The organism is Catenibacterium sp. AM22-6LB, from assembly GCF_003435615.1.
In the GTDB taxonomy this organism is placed as follows: Bacteria; Bacillota_I; Bacilli_A; order Erysipelotrichales; family Coprobacillaceae; genus Catenibacterium; species Catenibacterium mitsuoka_A.
Map to the genome: position 1 here is coordinate 8,934 of NZ_QTUM01000024.1, position 25,733 is coordinate 34,666.

At 34.1% G+C, this 25,733-nt stretch carries 24 protein-coding genes and 1 pseudogene; 8 read left to right on the top strand and 17 right to left on the bottom strand.

The features are described 5' to 3' along the window. Both DW269_RS12610 and DW269_RS06670 read left to right on the top strand, forming a co-directional pair. Positions 1-645, top strand: a 645-nt coding sequence (locus DW269_RS12610; RefSeq protein ID WP_233503278.1) for a transposase, incomplete at its 5' end; no start/stop codon positions are given. A 468-nt stretch (positions 646-1,113) separates the two neighbouring features. Further along, complete coding sequence (locus tag DW269_RS06670; RefSeq protein ID WP_255413847.1) at positions 1,114-1,722, top strand: transposase; 609 nt, start codon at positions 1,114-1,116, stop codon at positions 1,720-1,722. 58 nt (positions 1,723-1,780) lie between these two features. Here DW269_RS06670 and DW269_RS06675 read toward each other — a convergent pair whose 3' ends face one another. The 5 genes from DW269_RS06675 to DW269_RS06695 form a co-directional block, all read right to left on the bottom strand. Then, on the bottom strand, positions 1,781-4,600 hold the full coding sequence (locus tag DW269_RS06675) for an AAA domain-containing protein (RefSeq protein ID WP_117459071.1): 2,820 nt from the start codon (positions 4,598-4,600) through the stop codon (positions 1,781-1,783). A gap of 289 nt (positions 4,601-4,889) precedes the next feature. Further along, positions 4,890-6,086, bottom strand: a complete 1,197-nt coding sequence (locus tag DW269_RS06680) for a hypothetical protein (RefSeq protein ID WP_117459072.1) — start codon at positions 6,084-6,086, stop codon at positions 4,890-4,892. 47 nt (positions 6,087-6,133) lie between these two features. Further along, positions 6,134-6,691, bottom strand: coding sequence for a hypothetical protein (locus tag DW269_RS06685; RefSeq protein ID WP_117459073.1), 558 nt, complete (start codon positions 6,689-6,691; stop codon positions 6,134-6,136). A 3-nt stretch (positions 6,692-6,694) separates the two neighbouring features. Further along, positions 6,695-7,324 (bottom strand): hypothetical protein, encoded by a 630-nt coding sequence (locus tag DW269_RS06690; protein WP_117459074.1) that lies wholly within the window; start codon positions 7,322-7,324, stop codon positions 6,695-6,697. Positions 7,325-7,404: 80 nt separating this feature from the next. After that, positions 7,405-7,635 carry a hypothetical protein gene (locus DW269_RS06695; RefSeq protein ID WP_117459075.1) on the bottom strand — a complete coding sequence of 77 codons (231 nt, stop codon included), beginning with the start codon at positions 7,633-7,635 and terminating at the stop codon, positions 7,405-7,407. A gap of 317 nt (positions 7,636-7,952) precedes the next feature. On the opposite strand from DW269_RS06695, the gene DW269_RS06700 reads away from it, so the two are divergent. Next, the gene (locus tag DW269_RS06700) at positions 7,953-9,245 is read left to right on the top strand and encodes an IS110 family transposase (protein WP_117459076.1); all 1,293 of its coding nucleotides are present in this window, start codon (positions 7,953-7,955) and stop codon (positions 9,243-9,245) included. 343 nt (positions 9,246-9,588) lie between these two features. Here DW269_RS06700 and DW269_RS06705 read toward each other — a convergent pair whose 3' ends face one another. Further along, a complete protein-coding gene (locus DW269_RS06705) occupies positions 9,589-10,635 on the bottom strand; it encodes a virulence RhuM family protein (RefSeq protein ID WP_117459077.1) in 1,047 nt (348 codons plus the stop codon). Between the two features lie 357 nt (positions 10,636-10,992). On the opposite strand from DW269_RS06705, the gene DW269_RS06710 reads away from it, so the two are divergent. Together DW269_RS06710 and DW269_RS06715 are read left to right on the top strand one after the other, a co-directional pair. Further along, positions 10,993-11,301: a transposase gene (locus DW269_RS06710; protein WP_117459078.1), complete on the top strand. Its 309-nt coding sequence runs from the start codon at positions 10,993-10,995 to the stop codon at positions 11,299-11,301. A 29-nt stretch (positions 11,302-11,330) separates the two neighbouring features. Further along, the gene (locus DW269_RS06715; protein ID WP_117459079.1) at positions 11,331-12,185 is read left to right on the top strand and encodes an IS3 family transposase; all 855 of its coding nucleotides are present in this window, start codon (positions 11,331-11,333) and stop codon (positions 12,183-12,185) included. Here DW269_RS06715 and DW269_RS06720 read toward each other — a convergent pair. Both DW269_RS06720 and DW269_RS06725 read right to left on the bottom strand, forming a co-directional pair. After that, positions 12,167-13,084: an IS1595 family transposase gene (locus tag DW269_RS06720; RefSeq protein ID WP_117459080.1), complete on the bottom strand. Its 918-nt coding sequence runs from the start codon at positions 13,082-13,084 to the stop codon at positions 12,167-12,169. The genes DW269_RS06715 and DW269_RS06720 overlap by 19 nt on opposite strands. Positions 13,085-13,368: 284 nt before the next feature. Then, a complete protein-coding gene (locus DW269_RS06725) occupies positions 13,369-14,052 on the bottom strand; it encodes a hypothetical protein (protein WP_117459081.1) in 684 nt (227 codons plus the stop codon). Positions 14,053-14,604: 552 nt separating this feature from the next. Here DW269_RS06725 and DW269_RS06730 point away from each other — a divergent pair. Beyond that, positions 14,605-16,101 (top strand): DUF1846 domain-containing protein, encoded by a 1,497-nt coding sequence (locus tag DW269_RS06730; RefSeq protein ID WP_199410017.1) that lies wholly within the window; start codon positions 14,605-14,607, stop codon positions 16,099-16,101. A gap of 344 nt (positions 16,102-16,445) precedes the next feature. Here DW269_RS06730 and DW269_RS06735 read toward each other — a convergent pair whose 3' ends face one another. Further along, positions 16,446-16,772 carry a helix-turn-helix domain-containing protein gene (locus DW269_RS06735; RefSeq protein WP_117459082.1) on the bottom strand — a complete coding sequence of 109 codons (327 nt, stop codon included), beginning with the start codon at positions 16,770-16,772 and terminating at the stop codon, positions 16,446-16,448. Between the two features lie 145 nt (positions 16,773-16,917). Between DW269_RS06735 and DW269_RS06740 the strand changes: the two genes are divergently transcribed. After that, positions 16,918-17,271 carry a cupin domain-containing protein gene (locus tag DW269_RS06740; protein ID WP_117459083.1) on the top strand — a complete coding sequence of 118 codons (354 nt, stop codon included), beginning with the start codon at positions 16,918-16,920 and terminating at the stop codon, positions 17,269-17,271. A 1,227-nt stretch (positions 17,272-18,498) separates the two neighbouring features. Here DW269_RS06740 and DW269_RS06745 read toward each other — a convergent pair. The 6 genes from DW269_RS06745 to DW269_RS06765 form a co-directional block, all read right to left on the bottom strand. Continuing rightward, positions 18,499-18,831, bottom strand: a complete 333-nt coding sequence (locus DW269_RS06745) for a type II toxin-antitoxin system RelE/ParE family toxin (RefSeq protein ID WP_117459084.1) — start codon at positions 18,829-18,831, stop codon at positions 18,499-18,501. Between the two features lie 3 nt (positions 18,832-18,834). Continuing rightward, positions 18,835-19,134 (bottom strand): type II toxin-antitoxin system RelB/DinJ family antitoxin, encoded by a 300-nt coding sequence (locus tag DW269_RS06750; protein ID WP_117459085.1) that lies wholly within the window; start codon positions 19,132-19,134, stop codon positions 18,835-18,837. 174 nt (positions 19,135-19,308) lie between these two features. Then, a complete protein-coding gene (locus tag DW269_RS12615) occupies positions 19,309-19,458 on the bottom strand; it encodes a hypothetical protein (protein ID WP_158546326.1) in 150 nt (49 codons plus the stop codon). 88 nt (positions 19,459-19,546) lie between these two features. Next, a complete protein-coding gene (locus DW269_RS06755; protein WP_117459086.1) occupies positions 19,547-19,909 on the bottom strand; it encodes a DUF6508 domain-containing protein in 363 nt (120 codons plus the stop codon). Between the two features lie 8 nt (positions 19,910-19,917). Beyond that, positions 19,918-20,304 (bottom strand): recombinase family protein, encoded by a 387-nt coding sequence (locus DW269_RS06760; RefSeq protein WP_117459087.1) that lies wholly within the window; start codon positions 20,302-20,304, stop codon positions 19,918-19,920. Position 20,305: 1 nt separating this feature from the next. After that, positions 20,306-20,851, bottom strand: coding sequence for a KilA-N domain-containing protein (locus DW269_RS06765; protein ID WP_117459088.1), 546 nt, complete (start codon positions 20,849-20,851; stop codon positions 20,306-20,308). A 266-nt stretch (positions 20,852-21,117) separates the two neighbouring features. On the opposite strand from DW269_RS06765, the pseudogene DW269_RS06770 reads away from it, so the two are divergent. Continuing rightward, positions 21,118-22,506: pseudogene (locus DW269_RS06770) on the top strand (alanine/glycine:cation symporter family protein). Between the two features lie 614 nt (positions 22,507-23,120). Here the strand turns inward: DW269_RS06770 and rlmD are convergent. Together rlmD and pepD are read right to left on the bottom strand one after the other, a co-directional pair. After that, positions 23,121-24,263, bottom strand: coding sequence for a 23S rRNA (uracil(1939)-C(5))-methyltransferase RlmD (rlmD, locus tag DW269_RS06775; RefSeq protein ID WP_117459089.1), 1,143 nt, complete (start codon positions 24,261-24,263; stop codon positions 23,121-23,123). Continuing rightward, positions 24,263-25,669 (bottom strand): beta-Ala-His dipeptidase, encoded by a 1,407-nt coding sequence (gene pepD / locus DW269_RS06780; protein ID WP_117459090.1) that lies wholly within the window; start codon positions 25,667-25,669, stop codon positions 24,263-24,265. Before pepD ends, rlmD begins: the two co-directional genes overlap by 1 nt. Positions 25,670-25,733: the final 64 nt, after the last annotated feature.

Consider the following 25,733-nt stretch of genomic DNA (forward strand, 5'->3'; position numbering starts at 1 on the left):
GATAAGATTCTAGATTCCATTAAACACTGCAATATCGAAACTGATCAAAGGTTTAAAATGAATGAGTCAATGACTCATATGGAAGAATTACAAGTCCATATTGATAACTGTGAAATCGAAATGATGAAACGTGCAGCACCAATGTTCGATCAATTCATGCACATCACCCAACTACCAGGTATCAGCACTTTATCTGCAATTCTTATTATTTCAGAAATCGGAGTAGATATGAAACAATTCGAATCAGATAAACAGCTAACCTGTTGGGCTGGATTAGCACCTGCAAATAACGAAAGTGCTAATAAGAAAAAATCAGTTCGTATTTCTAAAGCAGGTCAATATTTAAAACCTTTATTAGTTCAGTGTGCTCTTGGAGCAATCAAAGATAAGGAGGGCTATTTTGGAATTAAGTATTCTCGTATCAAAAAGAGACGAGGCCACAAGAAAGCCATTATCGCAATTGCAAGAATGATGCTTGTCAGCATATACCATATGATTCTTACTGGAGAGACATTTAATCCTTCAGATTATGAATCATTTAGAAATCCTAATCCACCTATAAAGCAACAAGTTTTAACAGAAGAATCAGCAATTGAGTTTCTTAAGAAATCAGGTTTTGACGTTTCTAAATTAACTAAACCGTAATATTCAATTATTCTATTTTTTCTAAATTATTCAAACTAATTTTTAAGTTTGTCTTTTTTTATACGTTTTGATTGATTTTTGTTTCACACTTTCCTCCTTTCTAGAAGATTATTAGATTCCCCTATCTCAATTACTCATATTACATATATTTTTTTACTAATTAACTATTTTGTCATAAACGAATCAAAATTGTCATGAACGTATAAAAAATGATTCGTTAAGTTATATTGCAGAAAATAATATCCATTTGAATACCTACAAACCACTGGCTAATGAAAATTAAATCTCATAAGCACTGTTTAAACGGCGTTCATGAAGTTGAACCAGACACATAGATTTTCCATCTGTTCTATTATTAGATCAGAAGTCAGATGGAGGTATAATCACATGTCAAACAAAGTATTAAAGCCAAAGAAAGCTTCTCTATATGAGTTCACTTAGAACTATTCTAATAGCATCAATAACTGTATTGAATTCTTCAAATCCATGAAATGGCCTGATGAATTCTCATGTGATCATTGCGGATGCCATAAGTATTACCTAGTCGAGCGTGTAGGAAAAACCAAGACTTCATATGGTCATGAATGCAGCTCATGTCATAAGCAGCAACTTATTCTTGGCATTTTATCTACAGATAAAGAAAACAACTATCCTAGGTTCATCAAATTGAGACTCATCACAGATTATACTGGTCTGTCACATAAGAAAAAGATAGAAAAGTGTTGTGTATTATTACATGATGCATTACTTAATACTGATGGAGAGAAAGGCTTTAATACGCTAAATGAAGAAATACAGGTAAAGAATGAGAAGATTAGCTATGAAGAAAAGGATCATAGACTACTCTGGTTAAACATAATAATCGGTAATATTAAAAATAATATTACTGGGATATATTATGGAATAACCAAAAGAGAGATGCCTTTATTCCTGAATGAACAGGAGTATAGATTTAACCATAGAAAGATGGGAAAGACTGTCATGGATAGAATTAAGAAATACCTACAGAAATCATTTCCTATCAGTCATAGACAGATAGTCTATATCCTGAATATTTCTGCTCCACACTTCTCTTAAATCGTTACTTGTAGATTATGGGTATTCAAAACAAGAAATAATTTCAATAATAATTCTCTTAATCGCATTGTTTTTCTACATTTTCATTGTTACTTTTTTCAATGACTTCAAGTGTTTTTTTAATAACATCACTTCCAAGTTCTTTGAATAATTTTTTATCACCAATGATGTAAAATTCTTCTTTAGCTCTTGTTGCTGCAACATTCATAATATTCGGATTTTCTGAACCCATAGCCCAATTAGCAGCTCCTTTATTACTTTCATCACATCCTAATACCAAAAATACAATAGGAGCCTCTTTACCCTGGAAAGTATGAACAGTACCAATGCTAATTGGTTTGTTATTACTATTTTTACTAGATATAGTATTTAACAAATCTGCAAGTTCTTTTTGTAGTTCATTTGCAACGTGTCTAAACGGGGAAATAACAAAAATCTTATCATCTCCTTCAACAAGTTTTGGATTTTGATTTATTAGTTCCTGTATCTTATTTTTTAAAAACTCTCCTTGTTCTTTAACATATTTATCAGATGCTTTTCCAGAAATATCATACCAATCTACTTTACCGTCAACATCTCTACCTTGTACCATATTCCCTTCATAAGAAATTATATTTGATATTTCATACATCTGGTTTCTGCATCTTCTATGCACCCAAAGAGGAATACCTATCCATTCACCTTTATCATCATAAAAACCATATTTACTGATATTATCAACTAAAGTCTGAGTAGATGCTTTATCAGATAGATATTTATCTGAGACATCATAGTGTTTTCCCAATATACCAAGAATTGAAGAATCTAAAGTAAGAACTGGTTTGATTTGTGCTGGATCACCTAATACCATAACCTGTTTACTCCTAGATATTGCACCTACACTTGCTTGTGGTAATGCTTGTCCAGCTTCATCAATAAATAAATATCCTATAGTGTTTTCACCTAGATTTTTAAACATATAATTTATGCTAGCAAATGTAGAACTAATAACTGGTATAACCATATTAATCCAATGCCATGATTCTTTAATCAAATCCTTATTCTTACGATATTTATACTGTTGATTCCAAATTTCAATTGCTTCTTCTATACTTTCTAGATTTTCATATAAAAATTGTTTTCTAACTTTTAATGCAGTGATAAACAATCTTGCCTGTTTTTCTCTAAATTTTCTATCAAACCATGGATTGCTTTTTTGAAGTTCTTGATAATTTTCATTCATGTCTAAAGCTTTAACAGACATATCATTCATTTTTTTTATTAATACATCCTTCTCAGTTGATACCACCTCTATTCCCTTATTGGCAATATTAGATTTATTATTATCATTTTGGGTCACACTATTTATTTGATGTTTTCGTTTTAGTTTATTCCAAATATCTTTAAGAAACCCCATAATAGATTTTTTCTGAAATTCATATGGATGCTCATTAATACCTTGTTGTATTAATGACAAGTATTTTGTACAAATATCCTGTTTTTCTTGTCTATATTTTACTAATGATTTGTATTGTTCTCTAAATTTATCATATACTTTAGGATTGGATTCATAGTCTTTTTTCAAATGTTTCACAACATCCTCCAAAGATTTAATTATACCATCCATATTTTGTTTTTTTCCACCTTCTTTCGAGAAAAGGCCCCAGAACTTATCTTCTATAACTCGTTCATTTTCTTTTGTCTTTTTAGACTTAGTGTGAGATTCTGAATTTGAGATCTTCCAGAAATAATCTGCTTCTCGTATTTCTTTACTAAAAGTATCATCTATTTCTTTACATAATGGCAATTCATTTACAATATTTTGAACTGCAGTATTATTAGAACTTGCAACCACTATACCTTTATCAGCTATTGATTTAGGTACTTTACCTATTCCAACTTTTGACTTATCACAATAATGTATATTATCAGTTATTCTCTTATATTTTAAATTGGTAATTTCATATGCCTGGTCAACAATCAATTGTGCAAATACATCCTTTAATAGAGTGGTTTTCCCGGTTCCAGGAGGACCATTTACGCTACGCATTTGCTCATCATCATATCCTGTCACTAAGTTTAAAGCTACCTGCTGCATAAGAGATAATGCATAATCAAGATTGCTTGGAAAACGTGCTAATGGATAATTCTTAGGTTGCAAAATTTCATAAAAAGCATCTGGATTATAATTTTCCTTATCCTTTTTACTATCAAGAACAATTCTATTCTTAATCTTTTCATTCTCTGCGCCTAATAAATATTTATTAAGGGTTTCTGAATCTGCATTCTTTGCCTTTTCTAAGTCCTTAATAAAAAACGAATGTAAATTTGTATTATCGGATTTTAAATTATCTGATACTTTCATTCTGCACTTTTCAAGATCTAATGAGTATTTCTTAATTAATTTAGCAAAAGCATTATTAAAGAATTCCTTGTAGTTCTCATCTTCAGAACACTCAAATAATTCTCTAATATAAGTTTTATTTTCTTCTTCATACTCTAAAAACTCTTTTTCTTTAGGAACTTTTTTATTTTTTAGAATGTAATAGCTCTCTGTAAAGAAAGCCACGTTATCAGATAATTTGAGCTCCTTATCGAAATAAACTGCAAAAGAAAACTTATCTCCTAATTTTATGTCTTCGTCTGATTCATCAAGTTTAAATTGCTCTCTCAAAAGCGAAATAACATTTTTAAATTGAAAAATGTTAAAGTATAATACAATACCACCGTTTTTATCACTGCTACTAGTCTTCCCTAATATTTCATTCTTAAATAATGTATAATAGTCGTCTATATATGAGCTTATTTTTTTTAGATGTTTATCTTCTGAATTGATATCACCTTCAGATAAATGCTCTACCATTATCCAAGCTTCTAATATATTCTTTTTTTTATCCATGAATACTAACCTCCAATCTATCGCTAGTAAATAAATTATATCAAAATATTAAATGTCCATACACAATTAAATGTTATTTTATACATATTATAAAAAGGTTTCTCACACATGAAATTTAATTCAATGGTGAGAAACCACTTTAGATGACTTATGATTTGAATACACATAATCTACAAATAATACTTTTAATCTTAGATTTGTTATTTTAGATGTTAATAAAAACAATCTTATTAAAGAGATTATAAGGATACTTATAGTGTGTAGATGTTCAAACTGCCTTTAAACATTTTTAATTTACAACCAAAAGAATCTCTTTATCATCAAAACAGATTTCTTCAGTATGGTTATAAATCTGAATCATATCTTCCATTTTATCAACAAAAACATGTGTACCTGAATTACTTAATGATGCAAATTGATGAACAGCATCCATCTTCATTTCTTTTGCAGTTTTCTCTAACTGGCTTCCACCCTCTTGGAGCAATTCATCTACAGGTCCTTCGCTAATAAATGGGATGCTACCAATCATTTTACCAACTGCTTTTCCTGCTATACCTAAGCCATTTACGACATTAAATTCAACAGAATTATCTCCAAGTTTTTCAATATAAAGTGAGCTTTCGTTAAATAGATTTCTATATTTTTTTGAAAATTCTATAATCTCATCTCTAATACTTGCAATATACTCTTCTTTATAATTACCACCAAGCATGATTTCCATCATAGATGATAGAGAATATGTGTATAAAGAAAGTCTATAATACTTAAATTTTTTCTCTAAGTCAGATAAAGATTCTTTGACTTGTTCTTGTCCAACTAATAATTTCTTTGAAGAAAGACATTCAGTAATTTGTTTTTGATGTGATAGCATATGACTTCTCGCGGTTCTTTTTATATCCATAACCATCTTAAGACTATTTGAAACATACATTTCATTATCCCAGTTGTACTTATAATTAGTAAGAAGTTCATTGACTGTTTCAAGATCACCTTCAATATCTGCCTCATCTTTGAATTCCATAAACGACAATATTTGTTTTTGTGTTTTCGCAATCTCTCCAAGTTCTTTCTCAATAGAATATAAAGCGACTGCCATCATTATAGTAGCAGGATCTATTGGAACTACAGCTTGAGATGTAGCAGAAAGAGGACTCGCTTCAGCTAATTTAGCCATTTTAGATTTTCCTGCCTGTGTCTTCATAGCACCCCAGGCAGTTCCATCCTTAGCCATTTTTAAGGTATCTCCCGTTGCTTGATTTGCGATTCTATATAATTTATCAGTTGAAAAAGTAGTAGTTGTCGTAACTGTATGCAGTGCAGGAATAAGTGAAGAAACACCTGCACCTAGAGATGATAGTTTCCCAATAGGAACACTTATAGTTTTCTTGTTTTCAAGAGATGATCTTGCATCTAGTAGAAGTTCTTCTGTTACTTCAGATATATTTCCTGATTCTTCTTTTACTTTAATTTCATCGTTATTTTTCATAATATGTCCTCATCCGTTCCTCTATAATCATTGTGCTTAATATGTAACTACTTATATTTTAAATCATACATTGATGGACTATCAATACTTATAGTACAAAAGCGATAAGATTCTCTTTTTGAATATGCATCATTTCCAATAAGACAACCATTATATTTATGGCTATATTTCTTGCATGATTTTTTCATCATTGTATAAAGATCTTTAGATATTTCATTTTCATACCAGATTGTACTGATTTCTGTTGGAAATAAAGCTTGATTCTCATAGTGTCCACCTATATCAATCACAATAGAAGCCTTATTGAGTTCCTGATCTGTGAAAAATATATTATCTAAGCAGAACTTATTTTTTCTTTTTAGAGGAGTCGTATTACTTAAACATACAAGCCATTGATTATTAATATGATTACCTTTTATATTCAACCCAAAATGTGTTTCTTTAGTTATATTAGATGTTTTTATCAAGTCATCATTGCACCCACATTTAAAATATTGTATTTCATTATTTTGTTGAAAATCATTAAATATAGAGATTAAGTCTTCTTTTGTTGCAAACACACTAAAGCTTCTTGCTGTCATAATATGATCACATCTGATATTCATACATCATTTTTCTAAATTGTCAAAGTATTCAAACACTTCTTTATATTTGTTTCTTGATCCTTTTTTACTAAATCTATTTTTAATCACTAATTTCGCTTTGTTTAAATCATGATTGATAAGATAAGCAGCTGCAATATATAAATATTGGTTATCATCCCATATGATTCGTTTGTCTTTGTTTTCATAAAGTAATAAATAATCCTTCTCACTCATTAAATCATTAAATAGCGGTATTGCGTTCTTTTCAAAAAAATCCAATAGGTGGTCTTTTAGTGATTCATAATCATTAACATCCAGCAAATAGAAGCCTCCTGAATTAGAATATATTTGTATTGGTTGTCTGATTATAAATTGATTTAACCATTTAGATGGAATGAGATGACTTGCGTATTCTTTGGTAATACCATTCACTGAAGGAATATAAATCTGCATATGAGGATATATATGTGCTAATGCACCTGGATGATATGAAGGGTTAGAGAAGAATACTATTTCTACATTTTGAGTTACACCATCTAGTTTTCTAATATATGTAAGGCTATTGCTTCTTCTAAGAAATCCATTTTCTACAAAATAAAAATCCAATTCAGATATAAGAGAAATAATGACTTGTTTAATGTTTTTTTGTAACATACTATTTAATCCTCCCCCCCTTCTATTAATATTAAGAAACACCTATCAGATACGATAGGTGCATGTCTAATGTTGTATTATTATTTTTTTGAATCAATATACAATCCATATCCTAAAAACAAAATACCAATGATCATTGCTAGGATGGCTTCTATTGATAGAAATGGTCCTACATATTCTAATCCTTTTTTAAACAGAGAAGCATCTTTTGTAGCAACATTACTCATGAACATAGCAGCTGATATGTATTTTGCAGAAACTAGAATTGCGGATATCAGACAGAAAATAACACCAACACCTTTATTATTCATATTAACCTTCCATTCCTTTCCGCCTGCGGCTCCAAGGTACACATAGTAATGAATAATTCTTGTTTGTACAGGCATCTTATTTTATATTTTAATTGAAGGAGTCTTACACTACAAAGCACGGCGAGGTGAGTTGTAGATTCTTGCAACTCGTTCAAGTCAAAACAGTATATTAACCAGTGCAAGGCTGATCTTTTCAAGCACACATGAGTATGTCTTTTAAGTCTGCAGATTAATCATTGACTTGAGTTTAATCTTTTAGTGTTGATCAGTCAGTCACTGAGCTCCTTCTCTATATTCTTATAAGGAGCCTTTTGTTTATGGAGATTGTTTACCCTAGATCTTGTGGTGTTGACGTGCACAAATCTTTCATTGTTGCTGTTATCTGCATTTCTGAATCCGTCAAACCCAAGTACATTAAAAAAAGATTCTCAACCTTCAATAACCAGCTCATTCAATTCAGGGATTGGCTTATTGAAAACAACTGTCAAAATGTATGCATGGAATCAACCGGCAAGTACTATATCCCTGTATACAATGCATTAGAAGGACATATTTCTAATGTCGTTGTTGCCAATCCTAAATGGGTCAAGGCTATCAAAGGTGAGAAGGATGACAATAAGGATGCCAAATGGATTGCTGACCTCTTTAAATTTGGTATTGTCAGATCCAGCTATATCCCTGAAAAGGATATCCGCATCCTCAGGGAATTTACCCGCTATCAGTATAAACTTGTCAATATGCGTTCTTCTGAAAAGAATCGTTTCCAAAATGCTTTGACTACTGGAAACTGTAAACTTGATATTGTTTTTAGTGATATCTTTGGTAAATCTGCTTCCGCTATTGTCGATACTATTTTATCAAATAATCCATATACAAGTGAAGATATTCTTTCTAAAGTTCATGCCGGTTGTAAAGCATCTCATGAAGACATCCTAAGTGCTGTTGAAGGTATTCAGCTAAATCAGTTTCAAAAGGCTAGAATTCGAATTGTTCAGAAACATATGGAATATCTAGATTCTCTACTTGATGAAATACAGCACCATATCGACTTGATGGTTGCCAACTACGAAGAATACATACAGCTTCTTTGTACAATACCAGGAATCAATAGAAAATCTGCTATTACCATTATCTCTGAAATCGGCACTGATATGTCTCAGTGGTCCTCTCATCGCAAACTTGCTGCATGGGCTGGATTAGCTCCTGGATGTAATGAATCAGCCGGCAAAAAGAAATCAGTTAAGATTTCAAAAGCTGGTGTTTATCTTAAGCCTTGTCTTGTTCAGGTTGCACATGCCGCCGTAAAAGATAAGAACTGCGATTACTACGCAGACAAATTCAACAAGATATCTAAAAGGCGCGGTAAGAAACGAGCTATCATTGCGATTGCGAGAAAAATACTTACTGCTGTATATCACCTTTTAAAAACTGGTGAAGTATTTAACCCAACAGATATGGCAGATGTTGAAACAACAAAGAAGCAACGAATCGAATACGTAAAAAACAATTTACGAAATGCCTTCAATCAGCTCAGCCACACTGGCTTGTCTGAAGCAGAGATTCTACAACTCATCAGAAAAGAATCTACGAACTCACCTCAAATAGAATAGCCTTCCATTTGGGGAAAGGGGCTTTATGCACTTTTTTAGGGTAAAATTTGTTTTCTCTTTCAATTTTTATTCAAATTAGATCCTCACTTTCTTTGACAACTTAATTATATCATAATGACAAATATAAGAATAAGTTTTCTATTAAAAAATCCAGTTTGTATTACAAGCATTTATGCACTTTGATATGCTTGCAAATAATCTTCACAAACTCTATATCAAATACAATCGTTTCTAAATCAGGTGCAGCTTAATATATAGCAAAATCATTTACATATGCTGTGAGTGGATCACAATTCATCTCTATCTCGTGAACAATTTACTAGAAAATTTTAAAGCAATAATCCTAGTTCTTTGCATTCTCTTCTAGTTCCAAAATATACCTATCAAAATCGGACATAAATAATCTGTCCTGAATGATACGATATTTTTCAAATTCAGTTTCGGCTTTTGCTTTAGCAATCTCTGCAGTTATTTTACCTGCATCCTGAAGAACATCTCTATCATCAGCCATGAGGAATAGATCTAAACGTTTTGACCAATCTTCCATTGTCATTGGAATATGACGCTCTGCACGATCCTCTGCCAAATCAAGATAAGCAGATACAATACGTTCTAGAGAACGCATTTCCTTTTTACTCAAATAATTCCTCGCAATGGTCACATCGCTTTTTAGAATCTTACCTTCTGGTGCAGCAGCCCAAGTAGTTAATCCCATATGGGGCTTTTCTGCATCTGCTCGTTCATAAATCAACTCTGCTGCTGTATGTCCATGAATTGCATAATGCATCTTATTCTGAACCTTTGCAAAAAACTGCTTTGTTGTTGCTGCTGTTCGATCGTAATCAAAAGATGTAGCATAGATGTCTGTTATCTTCTGATAGAATCTACGTTCAGATATACGAATTTCTCGAATCTGTTCAAGCAAACGGTCGAAATACTCTACTGTAAGCACTGATCCACCGTTTTTTAGACGTTCATCATCCATGACCCAACCTTTGATTGTATAGTCCTTAACGATACCATTAGCCCATTTGCGAAACTGTACAGCTCTCTCGTTCTTTACTTTGAATCCAACTGCAATAATCATTTGAAGATTATAGTGCTTTGTATTACGAGTGATTTTACGTGAACCTTCAGTTTGAACTATTAGAAAATTTCGAATAGTTGCGGACTCTTCTAATTCACTATCTGCATAAATCTTCTTAATATGAGCATTTATCGTTGGTAAACTAACGTCATATAATGTGGCCATCATCTTTTGTGTTAACCATATATTCTCATCTTCATAGCGCATTTCAATACTGTCCTGCTGATCACCTACAGAGGCAACATATGTTAAGTATTCTGCTGCACTAGAACGAATGGTTATTTTATCATTTTTCTTTTTCAAAATGATTCCTCCTTCTTTGGTGATTTAATTATATCATGCCGGTAAATACCAGAACATAACAATAAGTTTTCTAAACAAAAATATAATTTGAATACCCATAATCTACAGGTGACGATTTAAGAGAAATGAGGAGCAGAAATATTCAGGATATATACTATCTGTCTATGACTGATAGGAAATGATTTCTGTAGGTATTTCTTGATTTTATCCATAACAGTCTTTCCCATATTTCTATGGTTAAATCTATGGGGCTAGTATAAATTTAGTGCCAGTCAAATAGAGAAAATATCTAAAAAAAAGAATTGAAAAACATTCGAAAGAATACTAGTCTGAAACATGAAAATAGAGGTGTTAAACATGTCGGAAAATAAAGTGATAGACAAACAGTTTAAATTGGATGCAGTTCAATATAGAAAGGATCATCCTGAACTTACTTTTCAACAGGTTGCTGATAATCTAGGAGTTTCCAATAGTTCAATCCATAGATGGTGCAAACAGTTTGATGATGCAAAGAATGAAAATGAAGATAGTAATTTATTCAGAGGATCAGGCAATTTTTCAAGTGATGAAGCCAAAGAACTAGCACGTCTAAAAAAAGAAAACAGAGATCTTAAAGATGCTGTTGAAATATTAAAAAAAGCTATGAGCATTATAAGCAGCCAGTAAAAGTACTTTATGAGGCTATCAAGGAATATCTGGAAGAAACTGCAGATGTCAGGCGTGTCTCTTTAAGAGCTATAACTGAAATACTTGGTGTATCGAGAAGTGGATTTAAAAGCTGGCTCTGCAGAAAGCCCTCAGAATCCAGCAAGCGCAGGGAGTCTGTAAAAAAAGAAATCAGCAAAATACATGAGGAAAGCCACGAGATTTATGGTGCGCCAAAAATAACCGAAGAGCTCAAGAAAAAAGGGCATGTGATATCGGAGAAAACAGTAGGCAATTATATGCATGAAATGCATATAAAAGCACATTACATAAAGCCATGGACAAAAACAACAGTATCAAAGAACTTCTCTAACAGATTAAGAAACATCTTGAAAAGAGACTTTGATCCCGCATCGCCAGATGCAGCATGGTGTACAGATATAACTTATATATGGACATATGATGATGGCTTTGTTTATTTAACAAGCGTAATGGACCTGTTTTCAAGAAAAATCATATCATGGGTGCTTACAAAGGATATGACAGCAGAATCAGTACTAGAAGCAATAAAGATAGCACAGAAGCGAAGAAATATAAGAAAACCAGTAATTATACATAGTGATAGAGGAATACAGTTCACAGGTGAACTGTATAAGGAAATAACAGAAAAAAAGAAACGAAGCTATTCGAAAAAAGCATGTCCATGGGACAATGCATGCATAGAATCGTTTCATTCATTAATAAAAAGGGAGTGGTTAAATCAGTATAAAATTCAGAATTATGAAGATGCATATAAGTTAATATTTGAATATATAGAGACATTCTATAACACAGTAAGAATACATAGTCACTGTAATTATCAAAGTCCAAATCAATATGAAAAAAGTTATGTAAAGAGTAATTGAATTAGTAAAGAAATTTCAGTTTGACTGGTACTTTTTCTTGACGTAGTACCACTATACTCCTGTTCATTCAGGAATAAAGGCATCTCTCTTTTAGCTATTCCATGATATATCCCAGTAATATTATTTTTAATATTACCGATTATTATATTTAACCAGAGTAGTCTATGATTCTTTTCTTCATAGCTGATTTTCTCGTTCTTTACCTGTATTTCTGCGCCTAATGTATTAAAGCCTTTCTCGCCATCTGTATTAAGCAATGCAGCATGTGATAATACACAGCACTGTTCTATGTTTTTCTTAAGTGACAGACCAGTATAATCATTGATGAGTCTTAACTTAATAAACCGGGGATAGTTATTCTCTTTATCTGTAGATAGAATGCCCAAAACAGGTTTCTGCTCACTTGCACGACCCGCTTTATTCTTGGATTTTGCGCCAATATTAAAGACATCTGCCTCATAGAAAAGGCTGTTGAGCAGCTTGTCTGAATTGCTTAATGACATAAGAATTCTACACTTGCTTTCAAGAAGAAGTGCCGTCTTATAGTTAACGTCTAGTATTGAACATAAATCTACTGCACTGATTCCTTTATTTTTATTAAAGAAAAGGAAGATACCTAACAGAAGCTTGTATAGATCAAGCTTGCAACTCTGAAAAATAGTGCCTGAAAGCAGTGAATGCTGCTTATGGCATGAGCTGCATTCAAGAACATATGAAGTCTTGGTTTTTCCTACACGTTTGACTAGGTAATACTTATGACATCCGCAACGATCACATGAGAATCCGTCAGGCCATTTCACGAATTTGAAGAATTCAATGCAGTTATCAATATTGTTGGAATATTTCTGAGTGAACTGATAAAGAGAAGCTTTCTTAGGCTTTAATACTTTGTTTGACATATGATTATACCTCCATCTGATTTCTAAACTAATTATAGAACAGATGGGAAATTCATGTGTCTGGTTCAACTTCATGAACGCCTTTTAATCGGTGCTTATGAAATTTAATTTTCACTAACCTGTGGTTTGTGGGTATTCAAAAAATATAATTAATATCCATCTACTATTATCTAAAATCAAACTCCTCAGATGGTATTTAATATATTAGCGATGAATTATTTAATTCTTCAAAGTTAACTAATTCTCTTCATTATCGTTTAGTAAAGATAATAGCAATAGCATAATCATGAACGTACTTTGATATGCTTGCAAATAATTTTCAAAAACTCTATATCAAATACAATCGTTTCTAAATCAGGTACAGCTTGATATATAGCAAAATCATTTACATATGCTGTGAGTAGATCACAATTCATCTCTATATCGTAAATATTACTAAACTCAAAATGATAAATATCGCCATCTTGTAGCTTCAATACGGCTGATTGATCATTACATTCTAAACTGATGAACTTGCTATCATGAAACGAAAATTCATTTAAACATTCATGACCTTCTAGTAATTTAATCGCGTTGTAATAACCTGAATCAGTTCTTATTTTGCTTTTTTCAACAATATATTTATAGTACTCATAACTTTTTCTAACATTTTCTATTTCTTTAGGATAAACACAATTAGGGTTCTCCTCCACTGCTAGAGTGTATTGTTCCACTGCAGGCTTATAATATTTATTCAACAATTCATAGTTAGAACTTTTTGCTTGCATTTCCCATCCCATCAACGAAAGAACTCTTGCATAGAACAGATGATTCTTTTCCTCTGCATTAAGAGCAGAATAATATGCTGTCCATAAATGATACATTCCTTTGTCTTCTTGACGTATCCAGCAATCTTTTTTCTTTGAATACACTAGACATTCTCTTCCTATTTTATAATCTTCTATAATCCTATCCCATAGTTCATTCATTAAATCACCTCTAATTTAGATTTTTTTGGCTTTCTATCTACTACAGAAACATATTGCTTAAAACCATTGCCCTGCTTAATGAATAGCTGCTGTATCTGCGGAGAAAAATGATGTCGTTGACTCATATTTAAACTGACATAGTATACAACGCTTAATTCCAAATGTAAACGTCATCACAATACCATATTTTACTGCCGATACAATTCTTTTATTTTCCTGCACTGATATTCTGTTATGTAAATGCAGATATCATAACAGTCAGGAATATCTCCATCTGATTTCTAATCTAATTATAGAACAGATTGAGAATCCATGTGATCAGTTCAGCTTCAAGAACGCCGTTTAATAGGTACTATTGAAATTTAATTTTCACTAACCTGTGATTTTTTGGAATTCAAATACAATTTTAGTATTAAACAAGTAGCACAAAAAAGATTATAAAAAGATTGTAAACTTCCCACATTCCGTAGTATATTGTTAGACGGTAGTTTTAAATGTTGGTTCAATATAGAATGAACTGTTTAAAAATAAGATTATAGGAAAGAGGATAGAATGATGAACATAGGATTTGATAATGAAAAATATTTACAGATGCAGTCTGCTCATATTCGCGAACGCATTGCTCAATTTGACAACAAGCTCTACCTAGAGTTTGGTGGAAAATTATTTGATGATTTCCACGCATCTCGTGTACTCCCAGGTTTCCAGCCTGATTCTAAGATGCGTATGTTAATGCAACTAAGCGACCAGGCTGAGATTGTGATTGTTATCAGCGCAGAAGATATCGAAAAGAATAAAGTACGTGGAGATCTTGGCATCACTTATGATGTAGATGTCCTTCGTTTGATGTCTATTTTTGAAGAACATGGTCTGTTTGTAGGAAGTGTCGTTATTACAAAGTACAGCGGACAGCAGAGCGCTTCCTTATTTAAAAACAAATTAGAGAAGCTTGGCATTAAGGTATATCTTCATTATCCGATTGAAGGCTATCCTTCTAATATTCCACATATTGTCAGTGATGAAGGTTATGGAAAGAATGAGTTTATCGAAACGTCTCGTCCACTCATTGTTGTTACTGCACCTGGACCTGGAAGCGGTAAAATGGCAGTCTGTCTTTCCCAGCTATACCATGAGCATAAAAGAGGCATCTGTGCCGGCTATGCTAAATACGAGACATTCCCAATTTGGAATATTCCAGTGAAGCACCCAGTTAACCTTGCATATGAAGCTGCAACTGCAGACCTAAATGATGTTAATATGATTGATCCTTTCCACCTAGAAGCTTACGGAAAGACTACAGTTAACTATAACCGCGATGTAGAAATCTTCCCAGTACTCAATGCAATGTTCCAGCGCATTTATGGACAGAGCCCTTATAAGTCTCCTACAGACATGGGAGTTAACATGGCCGGAAATTGTATCTGTGATGATGCCGCATGTAGGGATGCTTCTTGTCAGGAAATCATCCGTCGCTACTACGATGCAAGAAGACGCGCTCTTGCTGGCAAATGTTCTGAGGAAGAAGTATATAAAATCGAGATGCTTATGAACCAGGCTGGTATTACGGTTCATGATCGTCCAGTTGTTGATGTCGCTCTTTCTCGTGCAGAAGAAACAGAAGCTCCTGCTGCAGCATTAGAGCTTGCAGATGGCCGCATGATCACAGGTAAGACTACAGATCTCCTTGGTCCTTGCGCAGCACTCCTTTTAAATGCACTCAAAGAGCTTGCTGGTATTCCACACAGTCAGCCAGTCATCTCACCTGCAGCAATTGAACCAATCCAGACTTTAAAAACACAGTATCTTGGAAGCAAAAACCCACGTTTGCATATGGATGAAGTGCTGATCGCACTGTCTGTCAGCGCAGCTTCTGACCCAAACGCTCAAAAAGCATTGGAACAGCTTCCTAATCTAAAAGGATGTCAGGCTCATACATCGGTTATGGTCAGCGACGTAGACAGAAAACTATTTATGAAACTTTCTATCCAGGCAACTTTTGAAGCAAAATATGAAAATAATTCTGTGATTTTTCCTAAAAAAGGTATATAACCCTAAGTAATCTTCATCTTTTGAAGAAAGAAATAAACAGAGACTTATCGCAAGAATGATAAGTCTCTGTTTTTGATTTGTTTCTCATACCCATTCAATCTTACTACTCTTCCCAGTCTTTTTCACAGTAAGTTTTGTGTTGATCTGTTCTTTTTGGTTCATGGGCTTGAGGAATGATTCATATTATTTGTAACGTCTTTTTATGCTATTTTGTGTAAAAAAAGGAAAGAGAAAATGCGTTTGCGAAGGATAAAATAAAAATATAGGTCGATGATGAAAGATACATATAATTAACAAAAACTCCTCACCACTGGAATTCAATCCAGTGATTGGGAGTCTGGGGTTTAATCAATAATTGATTTATAATAATTACCGAAATCTGCCAATGCATCAATAATCGGCATCATCTCTTTTCCAAGATCAGTCAGTCCATAATCAACTCTTGGTGGATTCTCATGATAATCATTTCTATACACAAGGCCATCATCTATCATCTGCCTCAGACTATCAGTTAGTACTTTTTGAGAAATTCCATCTAAATCTCTTTGAAGTTCATTGAATCTCCATGGACGACTTTTCAAATTTCTTATGATCAATAGCTTCCATTTACCACCAATTAAAGACACTGATGTTGCGACAGGACATTCTGGAAGCTCCTTTTTTGTCTTCATATGCAGTCACCTCGTTTCATAAATATTATAGTATATTCATTTTATTATGTACAGTTACAAAAAGGTGCGTACTTTTTTTAGAGTGTGTAAATGATTATACTATACTCAAGCAACAAGGTTGCAAATAAAAATGGAGGTAATTCAAATGTCAAACTATACAAAAACCAATGTTGGTAATGAAGGTCGTACAGAACTTCATGAAGTACTTTCTTTAACTGGTGCTGAAGTAAGTATTAATTCTCTTCCTGCTGGTGCAGGTGTTCCTTTCGTTCATTCTCATAAAAATAATGAAGAAATCTATGGGATTATTTCCGGTAAAGGAACTGCTATCATTGATGGAGATACTATTGAAATTACTGCAGGTGACTGGTTAAAAATCAGCCCTGCAGCAAAGCGTCAATTCTTTGCTGCAAATGATTCGAGTATCACTTATATTTGCATTCAGGTGAAAGAAAACTCACTTGATGGATTCACAGTTGATGATGCAATCATTTATTAAGAATATTGCATAATTGTACGAAACCCTCCTAGCCATCAGGGCTAGGAGGGTTATTTTATTTGTCATCTTATAAAATTAGTTGAACATCTCCTGTATATTCCTGATGTATATCTATATTCCATAACATCTAATCCTCTACCAACGTATTCTTACTCACCATGCACTTGGAATTGATATTGAAGCTTACTGCAACGATTAATTGAGGATTATAATGCTTGGTATCACAACCTTGCGTGTTCCTTCCATTTAAACTATTTGAAAATTCCAGAGAGTTTAATCTTCTTAATATGCTCATTATCATGCTTCTTCCAGTTTCTATGCATAGCTTTTTAAATTGTAGCAACTAAGATTTCTCATTTCCTTGACTATAAATATATGATTCTTGGTAAAAATGGCGGCCTTGTAATGTGTCGTGAATCTTCCTGCATAAAAGCACGCATAGAAGTAAGATACCAACACTCAGATGGTGACTGTTCCTTCGCTCACGATGCGCTTTATATTGAAGATTTGAAAGCAAACAGCTGATATCCTGTACTTTTGCTAAGGGAGCTTGATAGTGATAAGGAACTTACAGAGCTTTTCTATAAACTAGTCCGTCTGCTAAAGATGCAATTGACATCGTTGGGGATATTATAAAAACTGTACACACCCACACACTGACAGTGGTATTATCTACGCTCTCACTTTCTGCAAGCGACATGGAAACCGAAGAATTATTGCGTGAATTGCAGATCTGCGGACTTAAGATATCCGATGGTGACGATATAGAACTTTACAAAGAAGGAGATTACACCGAAGGCCTTATACCAGAGTATTTGAGGAAATTATTACAGCTTGGCAAATTGTCCAATTCGCAATTGAACATTCTGTGGAATCTTACCCTGCTTCCTTTGTTGGCCCATACACATCCCTACTCTCATATAATTCTTCCTATCTGTTTTGCTGCGATAATCACTCTGTCATTCTTTTGTAAATCAACTTCTGCTACTAGTGAAATTCCTGTAACATGTTAGGCGAGATACGGTTTTCGTGTTACGAAAAACCATCTCATTAATGGTGGCTTCCCCTAATACCCTGCTGGTACACACCTGCGGTGTGGGATATATAATTGCATGAAAAAAGCAGACACATGGCATATTTCCACATATCTGCTTCTTTCATTGCGTGTATTTAGTTTTATGTAATTGCAACTATATACTTTTATAGTAATCCTTATGGATTAAGCCATTACTCCATATCCATATTACTTAGCTGCTTGGTCTGATCTCTCCTGCTATAAATAACTGCTGTTACCTGAACTCTGTTATTTTCATCATCAACCCAATAATAAATCAGGAAGTTTTTAACTACAATCTTGCGTACTCCCTCAGTCCTCCATGGCTCTTCATCAATCAAGGCATGTTTTTTCGGAAAACTCGACAAGTTAGTAATCTCTGCTTTCATCTTATCAAGTAGATTATCTGCTACATCCGGTGCCATTAGATCATTTGAAATATAATGTACTATCTCTTTTACCTGCTCTAATGCCTGCCTTGTTACCCTTACCTCATATTCGTTCATGCACTATATCTTCGACTTTAATTGACTAAAAGCCTCATCAACAGATACAGAATCGTTCTTTTTTGCCTGTGCAAGACCGGTCTGCATCATCGTATCAAATTCAGCTTGTGTTATAGAATCTCTTGTAACAAGTTTATCCGGAATATCAAGTGAAAATGGTACTCCATCACGCATAATAACCTGTCTGTAAGTCATATCTATGAATACAGATACAGGAATTCCAAGTCTGTCAAGAATTGCCTCTGCTTGCTCTTTTATATTCGGTTGAATTCGCGCTGTTACATTTGCAGTTTTTGTCGCCATAATATGCACCTCCTGTTTCTTATAGTGTACCACTATGTATTGCTTCTTACAATACAAACACTTTTAATTGCTGCCGTCGCTTTTTGGCGGTAAATTTCTCCATTAATCATGCGATATTTTCCTAAACTGTATTCTATGCTGTCGGATTCTGCCATCAATCTTTTTCCATCCAATTCAATGAGCTCTGTGCAATAACGTCATCATAAAATCATCATCCGAATCAGCATTACCATCTGTATCTGCCTGCTGTTGTATGATCAATATTGCACTTTTGTTAGCCTGCATAGCTGCCAGCATGCTGCCAACCATTCTTAATATACTCATTGATCGTACGAACCACCACATCATGCTTCTTCTTCCATTTTCTATGCATAGCCCTTTAAAATTGGATTAACTAAAATTACTGCAAAATTCAATATAAAATGGCAGTATTGATCATAGCGACCAATACTGCCATTATGCTTGATTTATTCAATTCTGCTACCATTCTTTTAAGGATTTCATCAACCTGACCGGCGCGTTGTCTGTGCTCGAAGGAGCCATTACTAAAATGATCTTCTCTTAGAATTGCAGTAAGCAATGCAGTACATAATACATAATCTGCATTTGCCACACGCTGTAATTCCTCACTACAATTGATTGGTTTTGTTGTCATGTAATCCGCGTAGTTACCCTTAAGGTCACCCAAATCTTCAAGCAAACTATAATAAGTTCTTTCTCTTCCTGGATGATCAATGACAGCCTGAATTTTTTTAATTTTTTCTTTGTTTGTCATTGTTTCCTCTATATCGTTTTTTCAATACCATCAAAATGCGCTGCTGCAATTCCATACTCTACACAAATCAGATTTACACCAAAATCCTGCATCACTTGTAATGTTGCAAGAACATCTGCCGCATTTCTTCCAAATCTGGAAAGCTTAAATACAAGGACATAAGACACTTCATCTTTTCCTGATTTGATATCGTCCATCATTTGATTAAAGGCAATTCTTCCCTCTATTGACTTACTGGATTTTTCTGCATCCTCATACTCACCGGCAATTTCATACTCATTATAATCACAAAAGGCTTTCATTTTTGTTTTCTGTGCATCTAGAGAATAGCCGTCTATCTGCATGGTTGTAGAAACACGGGTATATAAATAAACTCTGATTTTTTCTTTCTTCAATTTACATATCACCTCCCGGAAGCGCCGAAACCGCTGATAAATTAATACTGGCTAATGTATCCATCTGATTAATTGCCAAATTTCTAAGCAATACGAGTCTTTCTGATTGAGATTTTCCCTGTTCAATTAAAATTGCATTATAGTTCTCCTTATTTGCCAATACCAATAACTGATTTAAATTTGCATCGTCACGCACATTACCCTTTTTACTTGGATTGTTATTTTTCCATTGCTTTGCAGTTTGTCCAAATAAAGCAACATTTAAAAAATCTGCTTCACTGGCATATGTATAGGCAATCTGTTCCGGTGTTAGTTCTGGTGGAATCAAATTTTCTTTTACTGTATCTGTGTGAATACGATAGTTCACCTTTGATAATGCTCTGTTCAAATTCCAATCCAATGACAGGCGACTATTTTCGTCCTGTTTCAGTCTGCGATATTCTTTCATAATATAAAGTTGAAATTCTGGAGAAATCCATGTTGCAAATGCCATAGCAATATCACTATGTGCATAAGTTCCTCCACCATACCTGCCTGCTTTCGACACTATTCAAATAGCATTTGTCTGTTCAATCCATTTGGTCGGTGTCATAACAAATCTGTTTAGTCCCGCCTCACTTCTAACCGCCTCGAATTGCACACGGTTACAATCCGGATTGTGAAGTTCTTCTCAGACCGCCAAAAACTCAAAAGTACTTGCGTTTAAGGGTTAATATGGGCTATACTATGGTATCTGTCCGGGAATCAGGCTGTTGTAGATGACGTGAGCAGCATGTATCCCGGATGTTGTGAGTATGGAAGAGGGTTTAAAGTATGATAGTTACTCTGATTGAGAAAGTATATAGTTTTCTGTGGGGAGATCTGGTGCAGATTCCACTGCCGGGTGGCAGCACTCTGGGGATTTCGCTTCTGATTATATTACTGATTCCTACAGGAATTTATTTTACGGTTCGGACGCGTTTTCTGCCGATTCGCCTGTTCCCGGATATGGTGCAGGCACTGGTTGAAAAAAAACAAGAAAAAAACAGTCTGTCTTCATTTCAGACACTGATCGTTTCGACGGCAACCCGTGTCGGTATGGGAAATCTGGTCGGTGTTGTTGCGGCAATTTCGGCAGGCGGCGCCGGTGCGGTTTTCTGGATGTGGGTGACGGCAATTATCGGTTCATCAACAGCTTTTATTGAAGCGACACTGGCACAGCTTTATAAAGAAAAAGATCCGCTGTACGGAGGTTACCGCGGCGGTCCGGCGTATTATATTCATGCATATGTAGAAGAAAAACAGAAGAAAAAGAGAAACAAAGTGGTGATTTCTGTGTTGTTTGCAATCTCCGGTCTGATCTGCTGGTGCGGTATTAGTCAAGTGATCAGCAATTCTGTTGTTTCTTCATTTAAAAATGCATTTTCCATTCCGCCAATCTATATGACGGTAGTACTTGTTGCTGTGGCTGCTGTGATAGTGCTTCGTAAAGATGCGACAGTTAAGATCCTGGATATGGTAGTGCCGGTCATGGCGGTATGCTATTTTGCAATCACGATTCTGATCATTGTAATGAATCTTGGAAGTTTGCCGGGTGTTTTTGCAAGAATTTTTGAGGAAGCATTTGGATTCCGACAGGCAGCAGCCGGCGGTTTTGGCGCAGTCCTAATGAATGGAATCAAACGTGGACTGTTTTCTAATGAAGCAGGTTCCGGATCTGCTCCGTGTGCGGCAGCAGCAGCAGAATGTGACCAGCCGGTCAAAGCCGGATTGGTACAGGCACTCGGGGTATTTGTGGATACGATCGTGATCTGCAGCTGTACAGCATTTATCATGCTGCTTGCGCCGGAAGGAAAAGTTGCATGACTTTCCGGAATGAATCTTCTGCAGACAGCAATGGAATATCATCTTGGCCGTTTTGGTGTGATCTTTATTGCGGCGACGCTGTTTTTATTCAGTTTTTCAACGTTTCTGGGCATCCTTTTTTATGCGAGAAGCAATGTTGCATATCTTTTCGGAGATAACTGGGCTTCACAGACTGCATACAAAGTACTGGCGCTTGTGATGCTGTTCATCGGCGGCCTTGCAACATATACATTTGTGTGGGATCTTGGTGATGTTGGAATCGGACTGATGACGATCTTTAATATCATCATTCTTTACCCACAGGGTGAGAAGGCTCTGAAAGAACTGAAAAAATACGAAAAAGAAAAAAGAAAATGAAAAACACAAAGAGAAAGCATTTGAAACTATGTCTGTTGTTATTGTTTATGGTTCTGGGATGTTTTGCGATAACCAATGTCAGGACGACAACGGTGCAGGCATCATCGCGGACGTTCAAATCAAATGGCAGAACCTATATGTAAAAGCATAATGACAATACACTTAATACGGTATTGTATAAAAAAGTTTCCGGACGTTACAAACAGGTTGCGAAATCGTCAAGATATCTCATCTAAGGGACAGGTATTACCTGCACATATACGAAAGACAAAAATGGATTTAAACTTGAACGAAGCAAGATGGTACTGACAGAACGCAGTGGAAGATGTGCAGTCGGATATATCTGTATAAAGAACTCATCTCAGAAAATCTAAATCAATTATCTTTACGATTGAAAAGCTGTTTGGAGAAGCTTAACGATTACAAGCTAGAAAGATAACATTAGTGTATTTCTGCTTTACATAATACAGTAAAACACCTTTTAATTTAACAATAGGAGCATTTCACACTTACTATTATGATATGTTCCCACAAAACAGTTTTAAAAGCAAAATAAAGGGCTTATTTAGGGACATTTTCACGTTAGTCCTTAAATAAGCCTTTTTATATCAATATTATTTTTTCTTGCTAGGGTTCACTCTTGACAGCAGTGCTATTGTCTCAATATGGCTCGTAAATGGAAACATATCATAAGGATATACATCCTTAAAATCATATCCTAGTTTTCTAAATAACTTTAAATCTCTTACCTGTGTATGAGGATCACAAGAAACATAAACAATTTCTTTTGGCTTTAAAGAAACAGCTGCTTTAATAAATGTTTCAGTAGAACCACTTCTTGGTGGATCCATAATAATCACATCTACATCTACTTTATGTTTTGCTGCTTCTACCATGAATTCAGTCGCATCCCCCTGAATAAACTTAATATTTTCAACCTTATTAAAAGTTTTATTCAGTTTTGCATCCTTCACGGCATCCTTATTAAGTTCTACCCCAATAACCTGTTTCGCATTCTTGCTCGCAATAAGCCCTATTGTCCCAATACCACAATATGTATCCATGATTTTAGGATCTTTAACTGTAATAAGAGATAAAGCTTTACTATATAATGCTTCACACTGATCATGGTTGATCTGATAGAAAGAACGTGGAGAAATCTTAAAAGTCATTCCACATAGTTCATCTACAATAAAACCTTTCCCAAAAAGAACCTTTTCTTGTTCACCTAATACAATACTTGTCTGTCTTTTATTTGTATTTAAGACAATACTCTTAATAGAAGGAAAAGCTTTCACAAGCTGATTACAGAAGTTCTTAGAACCTTTAAAGATAGCTTCATTAGATACAATGACAACTAATGTCTGATTTGTCTTGACTGCACGTCTAATAAGAATATGTCTAATTTCCCCTCTTCTTCTTTGTGGATCATAGATAGAAACTCTATACTTTCTAAATAGTACAGCTATTTTACTAATAATTGCATCTGTCTCCTGATCATGAATGAGACAAGATTTATAAGGAATAATACGATGAGAATTCTCTTCATATAAACCATAGTTATATGTCTTATCAAAGGCAATAATTGTCTTATTACGATAGTAATAAGGATCTTCCATACCTGAGACTGGGTGTACATTGACCTTTAAATCCTTAAAAATCTTCTTACATTCTTCATTCTTATATTCTAAAGACTTAACATATCCTTGATTAATAAACTGACAGCTTCCACATTTTTTCGCTATATCACATTTCATTATAATTCTCCTAGCCAGTTCTTTAGGAAGTCATGGACTTCATAAAGTGTTTTGATTTCTAATCTTTCCTGTGGTGTATGAATATCAATACAGTTTGGTCCCATAGTCACAATATCCATATCTGGAAATATTCGACTCATATAACCTGTTTCTAATCCACCATGAGTCGGTACTTCTTTGAGTTCTTTATCATATGCTTTTTTATAAGCTTCCTTGTAAGACTTACGTAACTGAGAATCAGGATCATAGCTCCAACCATAATACTCATCTGATGATGTCACACTTAAACCAAATAAAGAAGCTAATGTTTCTACTTCATTTACAAGTAGTTTAAGATTGATTTCATTCTCACTACGTAATAATAGAATAAGCTCTACAGCCTTTTCTGTTGTTTCCATAATTCCCAAGTTCAAAGAAAGAACTGGAAAATGATTGAAGTAATAAGAATACTTTTCTACACCATATGGACATAACGCAAGAAAATGAATTAGTGCATCACTATCTAAGATTACATGACCACTCTGTTCTTCTTCTAATGTATAATCTAAAGGTTCTAATGGATAAAGAGCCTTCTGTTCTTCCATTTTTTCATGAATAAAAGCCTTCAATTCTTCTTTATTACTTGTAGATTGGAATGTAAATAAACCATCTCTACAGATTGCATTAGACTTCTGTCCTGCATTAAGTGAAGAGAAACGAATATCAAAGCCATTATCTAAACATGCTTTTAGTACAAGTCCGGCAATCTTAATTGCATTACCTCTACCTTCTTTAATCGCATCACCAGAATGACCACCTAGTAATCCTTTTACATAGAATTTATATCCCTGATCATGAGATTCTACAAATGTCGCATTCTTTCTAATAGTTAACTGAACGCCACCTGCAGAAGAAACATTTGTTTCTCCTACTACATCACCATCTAAAGAAATCATCTTGCGAGCATGAATCCAATTCTTATCTACATGAGTAATACCATCCATAGTTGTTTCTTCCTGAACAGTAAATAAGCATTCTAAACGAGGATGTTTAAAGCTGTTATCACTTAATAAAGCAAGCATGATAGCCACTGACACACCATCATCTGCTCCTAAAGTTGTTTTTGTTGCATGTAAATAACCATCTTCTTCATAGATTTCTAAAGGATCAGTGAGGAAGTCATGGTTACTATCTACATCTTTTTCAGCTACCATATCCATATGACCCTGTAATAAAATAGGTGCATGATCATCATATCCAGGACTTGCTTCCTTATAAATAATAATGTCCCCTATTTCATTTCTTGCATAATCAAGTTCATGATTCTGTGCAAATTCTTCTATATAATTGCCTAGTAATTCTTCATGTCCTGAAGGATGAGGAATACTACAAATAGTTTTAAAATAGTCTAATACATCTTTTATCATAGCTAACTGCCACTCAAAATGTGATTAAATATACTCACATCGAGATAATGTAAGTTCTCACGAA

Bases quoted from the DNA above. Each gene is read 5' to 3' on its own strand.
- DW269_RS06675 (WP_117459071.1), bottom strand. From the start codon at position 4,600: ATGGATAAAAAAAAGAATATATTAGAAGCTTGGATAATGGTAGAGCAT.
- DW269_RS06680 (WP_117459072.1), bottom strand. From the start codon at position 6,086: ATGAAAAATAACGATGAAATTAAAGTAAAAGAAGAATCAGGAAATATA.
- DW269_RS06685 (WP_117459073.1), bottom strand. From the start codon at position 6,691: ATGAATATCAGATGTGATCATATTATGACAGCAAGAAGCTTTAGTGTG.
- DW269_RS06690 (WP_117459074.1), bottom strand. From the start codon at position 7,324: ATGTTACAAAAAAACATTAAACAAGTCATTATTTCTCTTATATCTGAA.
- DW269_RS06695 (WP_117459075.1), bottom strand. From the start codon at position 7,635: ATGAATAATAAAGGTGTTGGTGTTATTTTCTGTCTGATATCCGCAATT.
- DW269_RS06700 (WP_117459076.1), top strand. From the start codon at position 7,953: ATGGAGATTGTTTACCCTAGATCTTGTGGTGTTGACGTGCACAAATCT.
- DW269_RS06710 (WP_117459078.1), top strand. From the start codon at position 10,993: ATGTCGGAAAATAAAGTGATAGACAAACAGTTTAAATTGGATGCAGTT.
- DW269_RS06720 (WP_117459080.1), bottom strand. From the start codon at position 13,084: ATGTCAAACAAAGTATTAAAGCCTAAGAAAGCTTCTCTTTATCAGTTC.
- DW269_RS06725 (WP_117459081.1), bottom strand. From the start codon at position 14,052: ATGAATGAACTATGGGATAGGATTATAGAAGATTATAAAATAGGAAGA.
- DW269_RS06730 (WP_199410017.1), top strand. From the start codon at position 14,605: ATGATGAACATAGGATTTGATAATGAAAAATATTTACAGATGCAGTCT.
- DW269_RS06735 (WP_117459082.1), bottom strand. From the start codon at position 16,772: ATGAAGACAAAAAAGGAGCTTCCAGAATGTCCTGTCGCAACATCAGTG.
- DW269_RS06740 (WP_117459083.1), top strand. From the start codon at position 16,918: ATGTCAAACTATACAAAAACCAATGTTGGTAATGAAGGTCGTACAGAA.
- DW269_RS06745 (WP_117459084.1), bottom strand. From the start codon at position 18,831: ATGAACGAATATGAGGTAAGGGTAACAAGGCAGGCATTAGAGCAGGTA.
- DW269_RS06750 (WP_117459085.1), bottom strand. From the start codon at position 19,134: ATGGCGACAAAAACTGCAAATGTAACAGCGCGAATTCAACCGAATATA.
- DW269_RS12615 (WP_158546326.1), bottom strand. From the start codon at position 19,458: ATGAGTATATTAAGAATGGTTGGCAGCATGCTGGCAGCTATGCAGGCT.
- DW269_RS06755 (WP_117459086.1), bottom strand. From the start codon at position 19,909: ATGACAAACAAAGAAAAAATTAAAAAAATTCAGGCTGTCATTGATCAT.
- rlmD (WP_117459089.1), bottom strand. From the start codon at position 24,263: ATGAAATGTGATATAGCGAAAAAATGTGGAAGCTGTCAGTTTATTAAT.
- pepD (WP_117459090.1), bottom strand. From the start codon at position 25,669: ATGATAAAAGATGTATTAGACTATTTTAAAACTATTTGTAGTATTCCT.